General features: G+C 40.9%; 12 protein-coding genes. 1 reads left to right on the forward strand and 11 read right to left on the reverse strand.

Translation table 11 applies throughout. The annotated features are described in order from the left end of the window. Positions 1 to 17: 17 nt before the first annotated feature. From uxaC to SY85_RS03600, 6 genes are read right to left on the reverse strand one after another with little or no spacing between them, the layout of a single operon-like run. On the reverse strand, positions 18 to 1,457 hold the full coding sequence (uxaC, locus tag SY85_RS03575) for a glucuronate isomerase (protein ID WP_066409308.1): 1,440 nt from the start codon (positions 1,455 to 1,457) through the stop codon (positions 18 to 20). Positions 1,458 to 1,470: 13 nt separating this feature from the next. Beyond that, positions 1,471 to 3,102, reverse strand: a complete 1,632-nt coding sequence (locus SY85_RS03580) for a UxaA family hydrolase (protein ID WP_066401842.1) — start codon at positions 3,100 to 3,102, stop codon at positions 1,471 to 1,473. Continuing rightward, positions 3,099 to 4,619: a tagaturonate reductase gene (locus SY85_RS03585; RefSeq protein WP_066401843.1), complete on the reverse strand. Its 1,521-nt coding sequence runs from the start codon at positions 4,617 to 4,619 to the stop codon at positions 3,099 to 3,101. Before SY85_RS03585 ends, SY85_RS03580 begins: the two co-directional genes overlap by 4 nt. Continuing rightward, positions 4,616 to 6,577 carry a pectinesterase family protein gene (locus SY85_RS03590; protein ID WP_066401844.1) on the reverse strand — a complete coding sequence of 654 codons (1,962 nt, stop codon included), beginning with the start codon at positions 6,575 to 6,577 and terminating at the stop codon, positions 4,616 to 4,618. Before SY85_RS03590 ends, SY85_RS03585 begins: the two co-directional genes overlap by 4 nt. Beyond that, positions 6,574 to 8,496, reverse strand: coding sequence for a glycoside hydrolase family 88 protein (locus tag SY85_RS03595; protein ID WP_066401845.1), 1,923 nt, complete (start codon positions 8,494 to 8,496; stop codon positions 6,574 to 6,576). The genes SY85_RS03590 and SY85_RS03595 overlap by 4 nt, the downstream gene beginning before the upstream one ends. A gap of 60 nt (positions 8,497 to 8,556) precedes the next feature. After that, complete coding sequence (locus tag SY85_RS03600) at positions 8,557 to 10,200, reverse strand: glycoside hydrolase family 28 protein (protein ID WP_066401846.1); 1,644 nt, start codon at positions 10,198 to 10,200, stop codon at positions 8,557 to 8,559. A gap of 817 nt (positions 10,201 to 11,017) precedes the next feature. On the opposite strand from SY85_RS03600, the gene SY85_RS03610 reads away from it, so the two are divergent. Continuing rightward, positions 11,018 to 11,596: a hypothetical protein gene (locus SY85_RS03610; protein WP_066401848.1), complete on the forward strand. Its 579-nt coding sequence runs from the start codon at positions 11,018 to 11,020 to the stop codon at positions 11,594 to 11,596. Positions 11,597 to 11,684: 88 nt separating this feature from the next. On the opposite strand, the gene SY85_RS03615 is transcribed toward SY85_RS03610, so the two are convergent. The 5 genes from SY85_RS03615 to SY85_RS03635 all read right to left on the reverse strand — a co-directional run bounded on the left by SY85_RS03615 (position 11,685) and on the right by SY85_RS03635 (position 16,759). After that, positions 11,685 to 11,879 (reverse strand): hypothetical protein, encoded by a 195-nt coding sequence (locus SY85_RS03615; RefSeq protein ID WP_066401849.1) that lies wholly within the window; start codon positions 11,877 to 11,879, stop codon positions 11,685 to 11,687. 395 nt (positions 11,880 to 12,274) lie between these two features. Continuing rightward, complete coding sequence (locus SY85_RS03620; protein WP_066401850.1) at positions 12,275 to 12,703, reverse strand: hypothetical protein; 429 nt, start codon at positions 12,701 to 12,703, stop codon at positions 12,275 to 12,277. Positions 12,704 to 13,119: 416 nt separating this feature from the next. Next, positions 13,120 to 14,787 (reverse strand): glycoside hydrolase family 43 protein, encoded by a 1,668-nt coding sequence (locus tag SY85_RS03625; protein WP_066401851.1) that lies wholly within the window; start codon positions 14,785 to 14,787, stop codon positions 13,120 to 13,122. Continuing rightward, complete coding sequence (locus SY85_RS03630) at positions 14,759 to 15,802, reverse strand: Gfo/Idh/MocA family oxidoreductase (RefSeq protein ID WP_066401852.1); 1,044 nt, start codon at positions 15,800 to 15,802, stop codon at positions 14,759 to 14,761. Before SY85_RS03630 ends, SY85_RS03625 begins: the two co-directional genes overlap by 29 nt. 3 nt (positions 15,803 to 15,805) lie before the next feature. Then, on the reverse strand, positions 15,806 to 16,759 hold the full coding sequence (locus tag SY85_RS03635; RefSeq protein WP_226998987.1) for a pectinesterase family protein: 954 nt from the start codon (positions 16,757 to 16,759) through the stop codon (positions 15,806 to 15,808). Positions 16,760 to 16,866: the final 107 nt, after the last annotated feature.

Below are 16,866 nucleotides of genomic sequence, written 5' to 3' on the forward strand. Positions count from 1 at the left end.
AGGTTTCTTTAGGATTTTTATTGTACAGATGCAATTACACGAGGCTGGTTGACTTCTTTCCAATTGAAGTAGTTGCTGGCATTGTTATAACAAATGTCCTGTACCACTTTACCAATCCATTCTATATCATTGGGTAATTCACCTGCTTCCACTTCATTGCCAAAAAGGTTACACAAGATGCGGCGGAAATACTCATGACGCGGAAATGATAGGAAACTACGGCTGTCGGTGAGCATGCCCACAAAGCGGCTTAACAATCCCATATTGGACAGTGCATTGAGCTGCTTGATCATTCCATCTTTTTGGTCAAGGAACCACCAGCCGGAGCCATATTGGATCTTACCCTGTACAGAACCATCATTAAAGTTGCCAATCATGGTAGCCATCAGTTCATTGTCGGCCGGGTTCAGGTTATACAGAATCGTTTTAGCCAGTTGATTATTTGTATCCAAACGGTCTAAAAACTTAGCAATGGTTTTTCCTTGTGAGAAATCACCAATACTGTCCCAGCCTGTATCAGGACCTAATTGCTGCATCATGCGGGAGTTGTTGTTGCGCAGGGCTCCTAAATGGTATTGCTGCACCCAGCCTTTTTCCCAATCCCATACAGCAAAGATTTCCAGCATAGCTGATTTGAACTTCAGATTTTCAGATGGTTCCAACTCTTTACCAGAACGGACTTTGTTGAAGATGCATATGATCTCTCCTTCCGTATAATCTTCAGCATAGATCTGCTCTAAACCATGATCCGATACAGAGCATCCCATGGTGGCAAAGAAGTCGTGTCTGTTCTTTAAGGCGTCCAAATAATCAACAAACGATACAATTGTGGTATCGCTGGCCGCTTCTAACTTTGAAAGATAGCTATTGAAGGCTGCTGCATTATCTACATTCATTGCCTTATCGGGACGAAACGCAGGCAGGATCTTAACTTCAAATCCTTCATCTTTCACCTTTTGATGATGCTCTAGATTGTCAATAGGATCATCGGTCGTACACACCACCTTTACATTCATTTTACGTAAAAGATTACGCACAGAATAGTCTGGTGTTTGCAGCTTTACGGTAGCTTCCTCATAAACTTTAGCCGCTGTGTCAGCATTTAGGATGTCATGTATCCCAAAATAGCGTTGCAGTTCTAAATGCGTCCAGTGATATAATGGATTGCGCAAGGTATAAGGAACGGTAGCTGCCCATTTTTGAAACTTGTCAAAATCAGGTTGGTTTCCAGTGCAGAAGCTTTCATCCACCCCGTTTGTACGCATGGCTCTCCATTTATAATGATCGCCATATAGCCATACCTGCGATAAATTTTGAAAATTGATATCATTAGCTATCTGATCGGGTGGTAGATGGCAATGGTAATCTATAATGGGCATCTCTTTTGCAAACTCGTGATACAAACGTTCCGCAGTTTTGGTTTGCAATAAGAAGTTATCGTCTAAGAAATTTTTCATGTAGTTAAATGCTTTATAAAGAAACTCCACGCTTCCATGGAATAAAATCGTCCTGGTTTAATAAAACAGCCTTAGGTGTTACTTCACCACTAGCCGCTTTGATACAATACTCCAATATTTCAGCACCCATTTCTTCAATGGTTTTCTCTCCTTCTATGATGGGTCCAGTATCAATGTCTATGATATCCGCCATCCGTTTTGCCAACTTAGAATTGGTGGCCACCTTAATGGTTGGGCAAACCGGGTTGCCTGTAGGTGTCCCTAAGCCTGTCGTGAACAGAATTAATGTGGCACCAGAAGCAGCTTTCCCTGTTGTAGCTTCCACATCATTGCCTGGTGTGCAAACAAGGCTTAAACCGGGCTTTACAGCCGGCTCTGTATAATCCAATACATCTACTACTGGCGATGTACCCCCTTTTTTTGCAGCGCCCGCACTCTTAATTGCATCTGTAATTAATCCATCTTTAATATTGCCTGGCGAAGGATTCATGTGAAAGCCAGATCCTACGCGCGTCACAATCTCTTCATAGCTTTTCATTAAATGAATGAACTTACGTGCTATAGATTCATTTACAGAACGATCAACTAACTGCTGCTCAACACCACATAACTCCGGGAATTCTGCCAGTAATACTTTGCCGCCTAATGCCACCAATAAGTCAGAACAGTAGCCTACTGCAGGATTAGCTGAAATACCGCTAAAACCATCACTACCACCACATTTTACGCCAAGAACCATCTTGTCTAATGTAGCAGGCTTACGCTCCAGTTTATTTATCTCCACTAATCCCTCAAATGTTTTGCGGATAGCTTCTGCTACCATTTGCTCTTCACTTTGCGATTGCTGTTGTTCAAAAATGTAGAGTGGCTTAGCAAACTGAGGATTACGCTTTTTCAAGTCTGCAAAGAAATCATTTACCTGAAGGTTTTGACAACCTAAACTTAATACCGTAATGCCACTAACATTCGGATGATCAGCATAAGCTACCAGCAGTTTGCTAAGTATAGCTGCATCCTGACGTATACCACCACAGCCACCCTGGTGGGTTAAGAACTTGATACCATCTACATTCTTAAACACCCGGTTTTGATGATTATTGGCAGGAGCCAAATTAACGGCATCAATGGCTTCACCATTTTTGTAGGCTTCTACCAGTTGATGTGCATATTGTTTATACTTATCAGTTACGGCATAGCCTAACTCATTATGTAGCGCTTCCCGAATCACTTCCATATTGCGGTTCTCACAGAAAACTGTTGGTATGAATAGCCAATAATTGGCAGTACCTACTCTACCATCAGAACGATGATATCCATTGAACGTTCTGCCAATAAATTTGGAAACATCTGGTGCGTTCCATTGATAGTTGGAACTTCTATACTGATAAGGTTCAGCGGCATGTTTAACATTGGAAGTCGACATCAATCCGCCTTGTGGTATAAAGTTTTGTGCTTTCCCCACCAGTACACCGTACATGATCACTTCGTCCCCAGTATTCATATCATTGGCAAAAAACTTGTGCTTTGCTGGAATATCATCCACTACCTCATAATCCTGACCATTATAGGTCACCGTTTGGCCTTTTGCAATATCATGCAAGGCTACGATCACATTATCATCAGGATGCACTTTCAATACTTTCATGCTATTATTGTTCTGTTCGCTTGTATAGTTTCAATAGCAGCATTCATTCCGCTATTGAGTATAAGATGTAATTTTTCTGTAACCGCTTGTTGAAAACCAGGAAGCGTGTTTACTTCAGTTCCCCAAAGAGAATCATCTGCCAGTACTTCTTCAACCAAAGCATCCAATGTCAATGTCTGCCAGCGTTTATAAAATGATTCAGCCTGATCGTCTGTAATCAAATAAGGTTGGCCATTCAATTCACCATAAAACTTGCCTTCTTTTACAGCAGTTGCTTTCATAAAACGCAAATAGGCAGCAAACCCAAAGGCAAAGTACTCAGGAACCGTTTGTATTTGCTCATAATGGCGAAGCAAAAGGGGGATACAACGCATTTTCATCTTAGAGCTGTATTGCATAGTTATGCTCAACCAATAATGCTTGATATGAGGATTGCGGAAACGGTCTAATACCTGTGTGCCGAAAACATGTGCTTTTTCTAATTCAACTTCATAGGGAATGGAAGGTGCAAGCTCTTCCATCATTAACTGAGCTATAAAGGTCCCCGTGTCTTCTTTGTCCATTGCATTTTTAACAGTGTCGCAACCCGCTAGAAAGGCCAAACCACAGCTAAGTGTATGCGTACCATTTAACAAACGAAGCTTTAACTCACGATACAGATCAATATTGGGTTCTATAATAACCCCTTCATCTGCCTGCGCAAATGTCAGTACCTCTTTCACATGTTCATTTCCTTCAATGGCCCAAAGGCGGTATACTTCAGACATGGTCATTAAGCCATCCATGTAACCAAGCTCCTGTTCAAGTTCTTTTTGTAAAGACTGGTCTGGCTTTCCTGGTACTATACGATCAACCAAGGAATTGCAAAATTGATTGCTGTTTTCCAACCACTCAATAAATGACGCTTCTAGTCCATTCAGATGTGCCAATTCCAATACAATAGCTTCTAACTTTGTTCCATTGTCAGGAATAAGTTCTGTAGGTACTATCACCATGCCGCTACGCTCACTGCCACCAAAGGCTTGGAAGCGCTCATACAGAAAGGCTAAGAGTTTTCCAGGAAATGATACTGGCGGGTGACGACGAATATCATCATTCACCAATTGAATACCTACTTCCGTAGTATTAGATATAATAACCTGCATATTTTGATTATGTGCACAGGCTAAAATTTCTTCCCACTCTTCTGCGGCATTCAACACACGACTTATAGATGCATTAATTACATTCTCTTCAACTTTTTCACCGTTCTGTATACCTCTAACACATAGCGTATAGAGGCCGTCTTGTTTATCAAACGCACTGGAATCGCCATGCGATGTAGATTTTACTACTACAATACGGCCATTAAAAATGCCTTTTTTGTTGGCTTTATCAATAAAATAATCGGGTAATCCCCGTAACAAAACGCCAGTTCCAAACTGCAATACTTTTTCAGGCAGTTCGAATAAAGTTTCATCGGGTATGGTCACCTTCTTAGAGGTGATGTTCTTTAGTGTGTAGCGTGAGAGTATCATAAACTCTTTTTAATAATTGCGGTTGCTTCCTGTTCTAGCAAGAAGTTTTGGAAATAAGTTTTATTAGCAAAGTTCATATCGGTCTTTTCCCAGCAGGCATAGAACTGGAATTGGACAGGCTGATTATTCTTAATATCCATGCTTACCGTATAAGTATTCAATATGCCATCGCCTTCATTTGATGTTTGACCAAATACCGGGTTGTATTTAGTAGACACCTTCACAGCCATGCCTAAATAATCATCATTTTCAGATTGCTTGTCGTGTGTAAATAGAACTTTATAATTATTGTTTTCCAGGCTGTAGGATTGTTTTGATTTCAGATTAACAATACCTGTAACTAACTTCTCATCCCCTTTTAAGCCTGTCATCGTGATTTTACTTTCGTAATAGTAAGTACCCGGACGAATACTGATTTCCTCTGTGAGGTTGTATGTACGGTTCAATACTTTCCAGTTTTTGTAATGCAATCGTATTACAGCCACCGAGGCTTCATCCTTTACTAATTGGTACAATGTCTGTCCAACATTTTCTCCTAATCGGATCAAGGTGTCTTTACCTGCATTTGTTTTTACCTGTATGGCTAATGATCCAGCCCCTAATGATTTCCCTACTTTCAAAACATCCATTCCCCAACGTGGATCAAAATGGTGATAGTACTTATCGCCGTAGGTACCCACCGTATCCATTACCAGTGCCGCTGTGGTCTTGCCAAAAATGTCTTTACCATTACGTACATCCAGGTATATACGAAAGCCTACTTTGTCGTTTTCCCAGGCCGGACCTTCTGTTTGATAATAAGGAATGGCCACTTTAGAGAAATCATTTGCCTGAAGGTTGGCGGGCATCACATCTTTCTTTAAAATGGGGCCATACGAACCATCCGCCATTTTCTTTCGTAAGCGTGCATGGGCTTTAGCTTCAGCTGGAGCTGCTTCTGGTTGCCATCTTCCGGTAAACAACCAGCTGGTTGTTATCTGGTCTGATGTAGGTGCTCCTTTTGCTGTATTCAGGTTATCCTTATGCCAGGCATAATCGCCTCCTGTTCTATGACAGTTATAATAGTACACTCTTCTACCCCACAAAATAGTATTAGGAGTAGGTACTAAATAAATGTCTTTATCAGCCATGTTTTGCGGAAACGTACAATCAATCAGGTAGAACTGCGCGTCACGGTGATAGCGTCCCAAATTAAAACCATCAAACCCTTCAAACGTGCAGTTTTTTAAAACAGTTTTTGAATCCTCAAAGCGAGAGCCATCATGCCAGATAGCTGCTACACCGGTATGTGAAATAAAGTGACAGTTTTCTGCCCATGCCCAGCCTCTTGGACAATAGAAATCAACACCACCTTCCATAATACAGTCTTTGAAATAGAACATACCTTCCTGTACATTCCAGGGACTAACAGTATCGCCGCCAAAGGCGCGGAAACGGCAATTAATAGCTTTTAAGCGTGTGCTATTCATGGTACGCAAAGCCATTTGATGACCACTCTTAGATATCGTTTTTTGATGCGCTACCGTATCAGTTGCACATGGTATTGTTTCATCTCCTTTCCAATCAAATCCAAATGAATTGGTAATGGTTAGGTTTTGAAACGTAAGGTCATTCCCATCCGTATTTATAGTAGCCACACCCCAATCTTCATTGTGCAAGCATCGCCAGGCATCACGCGCAATGGCTTGTGTAATAATGGTCTTCTCGCGGTCTTCCCCTAAAAGAATAAGGTTATGCTTTTCAATATAAAGTTTTTCATTGTAGACACCGTTGCGGATATAGATAACACGAGGGGTAGTAGCAGAATCGGGTAAACTGTTAATAGCTCCCTGGATGGTTTTATAATCACCCTTGCCATAGGCATCAACAACAATCCGTACTGGAGGTTGTTTTGCCAAAATGGTAGTAGTGGTTAACAAACAAAAAACAACAGCTATAATGGAAAATATAGTTCTCACTTTTTAGCAAGGGATTTATTGTTCTTAACTGGTACTTGTTTTATAGCCCATTTCACTAGGTCTTCTACGGCTTTATAGTTTTCTAGTGTAGCGGGCAGTTTACGGCCATCAATGTATTCATTATAAAACCAAGGGTCGCCAACAGCAAATACGGTCCCCTTGCCTACTTTACTCACGGCAATAATGTTATCTCCATTATCTGCCAATACAGCCTTTGCCGGAGCCGTCAACTTCAATGTACAAATCTCTTTTAAGTAAAGTGTTTTGGCTGTCTTAAAGATGGAATGGTTGGCTGGTGTTTGGAAAGTACCAATAGAAAATTCATTTCCGACTACCATGTTGCGGGCATTCTGATTAAAGTGGATACCAAACCTTTCGGCCAACTGGTTATAATGTTGAAACTCTACGTTATTGGTATCGTTAGCAAACATCAATAAGACCCCACCTTCTTTTACCCAGTTATAAATAGCATCTATGTGAGCAGGCTCTATATAATTAGGTGTTTTATTTTCCTTTGGAAAGTCAGGATCAATCATGATATAGATATCTGCATCCGACAGGTTTTTAGGTGTAGGTGCCACTGCCAACGAGTGCTTCTCTACGCCATACTTATTAAAGACTTCTCCAAACAAAGAGTAGCCGCCATTACTTTTATCTTCCCATGTGTAATGATGGCGCACTAAATTGCCATTATCATCTTTTTTACGTTCGTTATTAAAGTAATAATCTAATACCACTTTCTTTCCCTTACCAAATGGCAGCGTAGGTATCATTTCCATTTCTACAGCAGCATTAATAAAGGCACCCATGCCCTTGGGATCATTTACGATAACCGGCTCACTCATATAGTATTCAAAGCTGCCATCACGATAAGGCTTGCCGCCCAAACCAGAAACAGCTACTGTACCATATAAGTTTGTCTGACCATTTTCTACTTTAACGAATTGCTTCAAAATGCCTTCATATCCTTTTTTAGCATTAGCCAGATAGCTGGAAGGCAAATAGCCTTTCCGTACTCCTTTTGCCAATGCATAGACCAACATAGAAGAAGCAGAGGCCTCTACATAGTTTTTAGCCTTCGTTGGTTTATTCGGCACATCATACCAAAGTCCTGTTTTCTTATCCTGTATGCTGGTTACCGCTTTGGCAAAGCGATTCAGAATACTAATGATAGAATCACGCCCCGGATGTGAGGCAGGAAAATAATCCAACACATCTACCATGGCCATGCCATACCAACCTAGTGCTCTACCCCAAACATTGGGAGAAAGACCGGTTGTTTTATCCGCCCATTTTTCCTGGCGACTTTCATCCCACCCATGATATAACAATCCTGTTTTTGGATCACGTGCATGACGCTCTATTAATGTAAACTGGCGGGCAATGTCTGCAAAGGCAGTGTCCTCGCCAAACACAGAAGCATATTCTGCATAAAACGGCTGACCCATGTACAAGCCATCCAGCCACATTTGATAGGGATAGATTTTCTTGTGCCAGAAGCCACCTTCTGCTGTTCTAGGGTGTGTAAGTAATTGTGTACGTAATAAGTCGGCCGCTTTTTTATACTTGGTCTTTCCGGTAACTCTGTACAGCAGCAACAGTAATTTACCGTTGTTTACATGATCAATATTGTATTCAGTGGGTTTATACCCCTTTATAGTTCCGTCTTCCTGAACATAAAAGTCCATGCTTTTCTGGATATAGTTAAACCATTTGGCATCACCTGTAGCCGTCCATATGCCTTCTATTCCTTTCAATATAACGCCTTGGTCATAACGCCACTTGGCAGCTTTATCTCCTTCTATTAAAAAAGAGTCCTTCCATAAATTCATAGCAGTAGTAGCAAGTTGCTGCGACCACTGCTGCGAATTACTTTGAAAAACGATGATAGATAAAGCAATTGTCAGAAACTTCTTCATGGGTCTTTTGATTTTGCCATTCAACAGTGAATGGCATAGTGACAATCTTAATTCTGTTTGTTAGTTTTTGCTAATAGCAGCATCTGTAGCACCGTAGCTATACTCAACGTCTTTCTTCGCCCTCTTCACATCCGTGCCATTCAACTTTATGCCTTTACTCTTTTCTCCACTAATGTTCAGTAGCAAGTCGGCACCAGGTTTATAAGTGATGCGATCCAATACGATATTCTGACTGTTATGAATGTTCATTACCGGGTCCACTTCTTTTGTCAGCAGTTGTACATTACGCAATGTGATACCAGTGGCCTCTGTCATATCCAAACCTGCTTTTGCCTGGATGATCATGTTTTCCATGACAATGTTTTTAACATTCATTTCCGGTAAGCCTCTTACAAAAATGGCTTTCTCTGCACCTTGTGCCACTACACCATTAACGAATATATTTCTGAACTGAGGAGTCTCTTCTGTTACAGGCAAGGTTTCAACTTTAGGTGGCTCACGTTTCTCACCAACCAATGCAATTGGATCCTGGGCAGCATAGTACATATCAAACAGGATAGCTTCACCTGCAATATCTTTCATCGATATGTTCTTGATGTAGATGTTCTCTACAATTCCACCACGGCCACGTGTTGTTTTAAAACGCAAGCCAATATCAGTACCAATGAACGTACAATTGTCCACCCAGATATTACGTGCACCACCGCTCATTTCACTACCTATAACAAAACCACCATGTGCAGCATATACAGTACAATTCTTAACAATAACATTTTCAGTCGGCATTGCTCTTTTTCTTCCTTCGGCATCACGACCCGATTTGATACAGATGCCATCATCACCCACATCAAAAACACTATTTTCTATCAATACATTTTTACATGATTCTAAATCAACACCATCACCATTCTGTGCATACCAGGGATTCTTTACATGAACATTACGAATGGTAATATTCTCACTCATAAGTGGATGCAGGTTCCAGGCTGGTGAGTTTTGAAAAGTCACTCCTTCCAATAAGATCTTATTGCATTTGGTAAGTACTAACAGGTTAGGACGCAAAAAGTCTTTTACCTCTTGGTAATAAGCTGTCGTCTTTTCAGGAGATATTTGTCCCGGGTTTTTCAACTTGGAGCCCTTTAAAGAGCTTTCACTAGGGTACCAGGTCTTTTTATCTTCACTGAGTACACCACCGGACGCTACCAGCTTTTTCCAGTTGCTCTCCGTTAGTTTCTCCTTCTTCACCATACGCCAGGCTTCACCGCCACCATCAATAACGCCAAATCCCGTAATGGCAATATTAGTAGCTCCTGTAGCAGATATGGGCGACTGGTTGCGCATTTGAGGTATGCCCTCCCAGTTACCTTCCACTAATGGATATTGATTGAAGTCTTTGGTAAATTGTAAAACAGCATTTTTTTGCAGATGCAGATTGACATTGCTTTTCAACACAAGTGGACCTGTTAGCCAATAGCCGGTAGGAATCAGTACTACACCCCCGCCCTTTTTGTTACAGACCTCTATGGCGTCGTTAATGCTTTTGGTATTTAAGGTGAGACCGTCTGGTTTAGCACCAAAACGTATAATGGAAACAGTATCTTTTCTAAAGGTAACAGATTGAATGGTTGGCAACTTTGCCGTTTGTCCTACAACTGTTACTCCCAAAGTCATTACAATGCTACAACACAACCAAGCTTTTTTCATATAGCGAATAAATACAGGTGTTAAAAGAAAAGGCTACGCAGAGAACTACACAGCCGGATTAAACGATTGCTAAATGTCATTTACATGAATTCTGGAAAATTGCATTCTGACATAACAAGTCTACTCCCTTATTTTCTGATAACAAGCCATTTAGACTGATTTATTTACGCAAACGTTACCGAAAACGTTCCCGATAAGTGTTGCATAAAAGAAACTGGTTTCGCACAGAGGAAAGGAGAAAAGGAGCACTGCGAATTAGGTGATGGAGTTCACAGGGAATGTCCCACAGCTAACGCAGATAGACACAAAGATCAATTCAAGTTGTAGGATTCCGGTTTCAATTTACACTCTCATCCCGCCTGATATAATTAAGCCTCTTTATTTTGTCATACTGAACGCAGTGAAGGATCTTAGAGGCTATGGTAATAGTACAAGCTGCTAATGTAAAGTCTCTTGCTGTCACCATGAACTTGATCCAAGGCCTATCAAATGGAGCATCTCCTCTCCCTCCCAATTCCATTCCTTCTGCCTTCATCATTCCTTGTTCCTTATTCCCTTGTTCCTTGCCTGCCACTCCTCTGTGCCTTTATAGTTACTCCGTATAGAATACTAGGTTACTCCGTATGGCATCCCCCCTTACTCCGTATAAGGGCCTCTCTGCACGCAATAAATAGTCAAAAAATATGGGAAACAATAGGTATTACAACCAGCCAACATGTGTATAACTAAAGCGATCAAAATGTTTGCATGGGCCGAAAAGAAGGGATAAATTTACTAAAATAATTAGTAATAACTAACCAGTAATCAACCCTAACTCATGGCACGACAAGCAGGCCCGCTCTTCTTCACCGGCACTATCGACGATATCACCTTTTACAAAATGGAAGGCCAGTATTTGGCTAGAAAGAAAAGCTCGCTGAATCGCCGCCAATTCCGCACCGATCCCCGCTTTGCCCGATCTAGAAAAAGTGCGACTGCCTTTGGCGAAGCTTCTCAGTTGGCCTCCGACATCTACTGGCAATTACCCAAAGAACAGCGGGGTAAAGGCGTCGTCAACGGCATCACTAGTCAGGTTGGTCAGCTGCTGAAAGAAGGCAAATCAATGGAAAAAATAAAGGAATTGATGTTAATACATTGCCAGGTTTTAAAACCCAAACCCGTTGTTACATCAGCTACAACAACTACTTTATCTAACACTTCAAAGCCAGTACGTACTTCGCCTACACAGCAAACAAAAAGTAGTATCAGGGTCAGATCAACTAAAGTCAAACAAGCCCGCTACCTTTCCAATTGGAAGATCAAACCTAATGGTCACTTACAAATACCTATGTCCGGTATCTCTATCGGCCAATTTAATCCTACACTTGCAGAAGAATTAATAACGAAAAGAGAATAAGGTAAATAAAAATCCCCTGCGGTTACCAGGGGATACTATAGTGCTTTTCAAGAAGTGTAATTCTCATGTGCAAAAAAGTACGTTTTTATTAAAGGCCTTTATAGCCTCCGCCCATACTATCATTATAGTAGCTACGGCTGGTATACTGATAAGAAGGAACTTGTGGTGCTTTTGCTGGTGCTTTTTCTTCCTTACGGATCTGTATCTCTTCGTTTTTTAAAGTTACGGAAGGAGATACATACAGTGTGTTAGCAGACGATGGTGACAGGGTTTTGTTGCTCATAATAGTTGTGTGTGATTAATGCTTTAAAAGCTGGTGATTTAAATACCTCTCCACTGAACAACAAATAACAGATTACAGGACTAATTTAGACTATTAAACGCTTCCGATCTACATCATTAGGAGAGTGTCTACAATATTCTACCTCAAAAGTAGTTTTCCATATCATGCTCTTCAAACCAAAACAAGTAGGTTTTTACGTTGTTTAACTACTCAATATTCTGTTAAAACACTTACCTGTAAAGGCTTTCCGCGAATTCCAATTACGATAGTCAGTGTTTTTACTTAGTAGTTTTTTTCTTACTTCTTTCTGAGCCTTTCCCTACGCAGCTGTTATGGCAGAGAATTCCTTTAAAGCTGCAACTCTTAAAGCAGGGAAAGGCCGAAAGAATATCGATTTATTGCTTGGCAACAATTACATCCTGGATAACGCGGGTATTAGTAGATACCTGGAATACCTGCTCTTGCTTCACTTTACCTCTCATCAGTACAAAAACCAGGTTTTTGCCTTCCAACTCTTCTTTCTTTACACCAAAGGTTTTGGCAAAACGAGCATCTTTAAAGTCTTGTCTGTAAAGAACTTCACCAGTCTCATCTTGAATAGAGATCCAGCAACGCTCTTCATTTCTGTTATCAATATCTACGTTGAATAACAATTTATCTTCTACAAAACCTAAATACTTAATAATGGCAGATGTAGGTGCTTCGTAAACACTTTCCTGTGCTTTAGCTGCTAATGGCAGCATGGCTGTTAATGAGGTGGCGAAAAGGCCTAGGCTTAAAATTGCGGCTCTTGCTACTCGTGCGTTGATTACTCTGTTTATCATAATGTATAGTTTAAAATGTTGAATACTTACACACAATAAAGCAAGCAATATGTTTAAGACTACATCATAAGAGCAAGTAATGTTTGGAAGGAAATACGACGTGTCGTATCTGTTTGGTGAGACAAAAGTATACTCCACAAATTGAGTATACTAAACCTGTTTTGCCCTATTTTACTATTGCAAAAGATGAATAATAAATAGTAACACATTGATAATCAGCAGTATACATTACAGATGAGTTACAACGTCCAAGGCCTATTAGGGACATAAAAAAAGGCCATGATTACATAGCCTTTAACAGAATTTAACCAATTAACACTATTACTGAGCCTCAAGTCTTATCCCAACATCCTGACTTTAAGCGTTGGAATTTGGTATTTAGGTTTTGGAATCTATTAATTGAATTCTCGTATTTATTATTCATTTGAAGTCGTAAACCGAAACCAGTCAAAATCAGCATAACCGGCATCGTTGATAATACTGTCTCTTGTACAGAAGATACCCACCTTCGCTCCTTTCCATCGACCTACCGCTGCAGTAAACATCTCACCTATTTCTGTAAACCGATTCCCATCCGCACTGTAGCTAAACTGGCATTTGGCTCCCTGCATTACATTTACGCGCAAATAGATTTCTGAAGAGGACCATTTCGCAATTTGCTTTTCTTCTTCCTTCTTTCCCTTGCCAGCCTCAAGGGCTTGAATATGTACCAGGTAAATGCCATCCTTTGTACTTTTTAAAGCCAAACCAGCATAGCTTAACCCCATAACAGTAATTCCCGTTTTTTCGTTTTCCAACTTAGGGTTAGGTTTAAACGATAGCTTGGTGGTTACTACAAAGGATTCAGCAGGGAACTTTTGTAAGAGCACATTTCCTGCCCCCCATAAATTATTGGCACTGTCTGGCAGCTTATCGGAATATAATCGCAACGAACTGTTTGCTGGATTTATAAAATACCAGCTGGCTTTGGGATTAGCCATCCACTGCCATTGTAAGCCTAGTTGATTATCATTGAATTCGTCACTATCAGCAGGTGTTGCTTTTGGATAGGTTTTACCAACGTTAGGTTTCTTAAATACAAGCACTGGCTCTCCTTTCCCGTTACCATCTTTATCAATGCCTATTACTGGCCAGTCGTTGATCCATTTCATAGGTTGTAAATGAACAATTCGACCATAGGCTTCTTTGTCCTGGAAATGAAGAAACCAATCCTCGCCCGTCGGTGTAGTTACCCAAGCACCCTGGTGTGGGCCATTGATAGCAGATTTACCCTGATCCATCACTACTTTTCGTTCATAGGGTCCATAGATGTTTTTAGAGCGTAGTACTAATTGCCAACCGGTAGGAACACCACCTGCGGGTGCAAAGATGTAATAGTAGCCATTACGCTTATAAAACTTAGGACCTTCAATGGTTGGATCTAATTCATGCCCGTCGTAAACCAACTTACCGGCATCGATTACTTTAGTACCTTCTTTATTCAGTTGCTTTACCACTATGATGCTCTTGATACCTGCACGGCTACCAGCATATGCATGTACCAGATACGTGTTACCGTTATCATCCCACAACGGACAAGGATCAATCAATCCCCTACCCGCTTCTACTAAAATAGGCTCGGACCAAGGGCCTGCAGGATTTTTTGCTTTCACCAAATAGATGCCGAAATCCGGGTCGGGGTAATAAATATAAAACTCGCCGTTGTGGTAACGAATAGATGGCGCCCACACGCCTTCTCCATGTCTGGGGATAGAAAAATGTTGTAGCGGTACCTGTTGTTGTAAAGCATGACCAATTAACGTCCAGTTCACAAGGTCTTTGGAATGCAGAATAGGCAGCCCAGGTATATCTTCAAAAGAAGAAGATGTCATGTAAAAATCATTGCCTACCCGTATAGCATCCGGATCGGAATAGTCGGCATGCAGAATTGGATTTTTATAAGTGCCATCATCATTATCTGCAACCCACACTTTCGATATTGAAGTTGTTTGTTTTCTTGATTGCGCCATAAGGATAATAGGGAATAATAGTCCTGTTAAGAAAAGTCCTAACAAACTACATTCCAACAACCTTTTTCTGATCATTACTTTCAAATGCTTTTCTTATTATACGGATTACATCAAGCCCTTGTTCTGGCTTTACGGGCACTTCACTTCCTAAACGGATAGCATCATAGATACCCTTGAAATAGTCTCCATAATTGCCATTTTCTGAAGCTATATATTCCCGAACAACAGTACCATTTCTTTCTGTATGCAGAAAACCTCTTTCTTGCTCTGGTTCTGAGCCCCAGGTATCTGAGCCAGGTATTTCACCAGCTTGCAAAGCGGTTTCCTGTACGTCCGACTTCGATTTAATAAAAGAACCTTTAGTACCATGTAAAATATAGGCTGGCAGTGGTTCTCTAACTATATAACTGGACTTTAGTCGCACCCGCTTATTCGGATAGTAAAGCAATAGTTCAAAATAATCATCTACCTGTGAGTGCGGACGAATAATCCGAATATCTGCAAATAGCTCCTGCGGCATGCCAAATAGCTGCAAAGCCTGGTCTATTAAATGAGAACCTAAATCGTAAAGAGATCCGGTGCCGGGTCCTGCTGTTTCTTTATGTACTTTGGGACTCAATTCTTCTTTAAACCGATCAAAATGAAATTCAGCTTCCACAATTTCACCTAGCAAATCCTCCTTTAATACTTTCTTAACCACTTTATAATCGCTATCAAAGCGTCTGTTTTGATATACAGAAAGTACTCGTTGCTGTTGCTTGGCCAAGGCAATTAATTCTTCGCCTTCTTCAACGGTAACCGTAAATGGTTTTTCAACAACTACATGCTTGCCAGCCAGCAAAGCTTTTTTAGCAAAGTCAAAATGTGTATAGTTTGGTGTATTGACAATAACTAATTCAACATTCGGATCTGCCAGCAGCTGTTCATAACTACCATAGCTGATAACTGAAGGATAGATCTCCTGTGTCAGTTTCTTACTGCGCTCCCATACGGCATAAAAATTAAAGCCGTCTAGCACCTGAAGAAACGGGCCATGGAATACTTTACCTGACATACCAAACGAACAAAGAGCCGCGTTAATTGGTTTCATACACTATTTTTCAGGGTCCCAAGTTCCTAAAATATTCTGAAGAGTCATTTTCTTTGCTTCTTCAGTTGTTAACTGCTTAGCCCATTTTACACGCGCATCACTATTAGCGCCTGGCCCGGAACTATTATATTCAGCATAACGGGCTGTTGCTTCGTTAGCCGGATTCTTCCAGTTGTTCCACCCCTCAGGCACAATATGCGAATCCATCCAGCAATTTATATAGGCAACAGAGGCTGTTGATGACCATGGCCTACCCAACGACACTTTATTGATATTGCTATCGGCGGTAAGTCTGCAATCCAAAAACACAAAACCGTAAGGGATAATGCTATTGGTAGAAGCTGCTGTTACATGCGAGTTCTTCTTGCTATGGATATGACACTTTTTAAATACGGCTGTTGCTGCACCAAAAATAAAATCGGTTGTGCCCTCTATATAGCAATCTCTAAAATAATGCTTAACGCCTGAGCCACTTAGGAATAATACATCTTGAAAGCCTACCATTCTGCAATTTTTAAAGGAAGCGCGGTTTCCTTCAATACGCAGTGCAACTGCTTGTCCGGCCGTAAAGCCCGCATTGTTTTCAAAACTCACGTTCTCCGCACTAAAGTCATTACCATAAACAAAGAAGGAAGCACAGGTCCAGGTATTTAACGTGTCTCCATTGGGCATACGTGTGCCGGCATGATTATCATACGTTAGAATAGTTTTCGCGGCATCTTCTCCAACCAGCTTGATAAAACTCTTGGTGGCATCTACTACTATTACTTCTTTATAAATACCTTTTTTGATATAGATCGTTACCGGCTTGTTGTTTCCTTCAGGAACAGCATTCAGTGCTGCCTGCACCGTCTTGTATTGCCCAGAACCATCTTTAGCAACTGTTATCCGATGTTGTGCTTGTACCAAATGACAAAGAAGCACAATGAATGTGCCGAGGAATGCTTTTCTCATCATAATTAATTTATTTAAATCGGCTTCAGGCTTAGGAAACCAATTCACCACGCACCTTTCAACATTGACCTTCTCATCACTCATCACTCACCACTCACCACTCACGTTAG

The sequence above is a fragment of the Flavisolibacter tropicus genome (assembly GCF_001644645.1).
GTDB classification, from domain to species: domain Bacteria; phylum Bacteroidota; class Bacteroidia; order Chitinophagales; family Chitinophagaceae; genus Flavisolibacter; species Flavisolibacter tropicus.

Excerpts from the sequence above, each read along its gene's own strand:
- SY85_RS03580 (WP_066401842.1), bottom strand. The coding sequence starts at position 3,102 with ATGAAAGTATTGAAAGTGCATCCTGATGATAATGTGATCGTAGCCTTG.
- SY85_RS03615 (WP_066401849.1), bottom strand. The coding sequence starts at position 11,879 with ATGAGCAACAAAACCCTGTCACCATCGTCTGCTAACACACTGTATGTA.
- SY85_RS03625 (WP_066401851.1), bottom strand. The coding sequence starts at position 14,787 with ATGATCAGAAAAAGGTTGTTGGAATGTAGTTTGTTAGGACTTTTCTTA.
- SY85_RS03600 (WP_066401846.1), bottom strand. The coding sequence starts at position 10,200 with ATGAAAAAAGCTTGGTTGTGTTGTAGCATTGTAATGACTTTGGGAGTA.
- SY85_RS03635 (WP_226998987.1), bottom strand. The coding sequence starts at position 16,759 with ATGATGAGAAAAGCATTCCTCGGCACATTCATTGTGCTTCTTTGTCAT.
- SY85_RS03610 (WP_066401848.1), top strand. The coding sequence starts at position 11,018 with ATGGCACGACAAGCAGGCCCGCTCTTCTTCACCGGCACTATCGACGAT.
- SY85_RS03595 (WP_066401845.1), bottom strand. The coding sequence starts at position 8,496 with ATGAAGAAGTTTCTGACAATTGCTTTATCTATCATCGTTTTTCAAAGT.
- SY85_RS03585 (WP_066401843.1), bottom strand. The coding sequence starts at position 4,619 with ATGATACTCTCACGCTACACACTAAAGAACATCACCTCTAAGAAGGTG.
- SY85_RS03620 (WP_066401850.1), bottom strand. The coding sequence starts at position 12,703 with ATGATAAACAGAGTAATCAACGCACGAGTAGCAAGAGCCGCAATTTTA.
- SY85_RS03630 (WP_066401852.1), bottom strand. The coding sequence starts at position 15,802 with ATGAAACCAATTAACGCGGCTCTTTGTTCGTTTGGTATGTCAGGTAAA.
- uxaC (WP_066409308.1), bottom strand. The coding sequence starts at position 1,457 with ATGAAAAATTTCTTAGACGATAACTTCTTATTGCAAACCAAAACTGCG.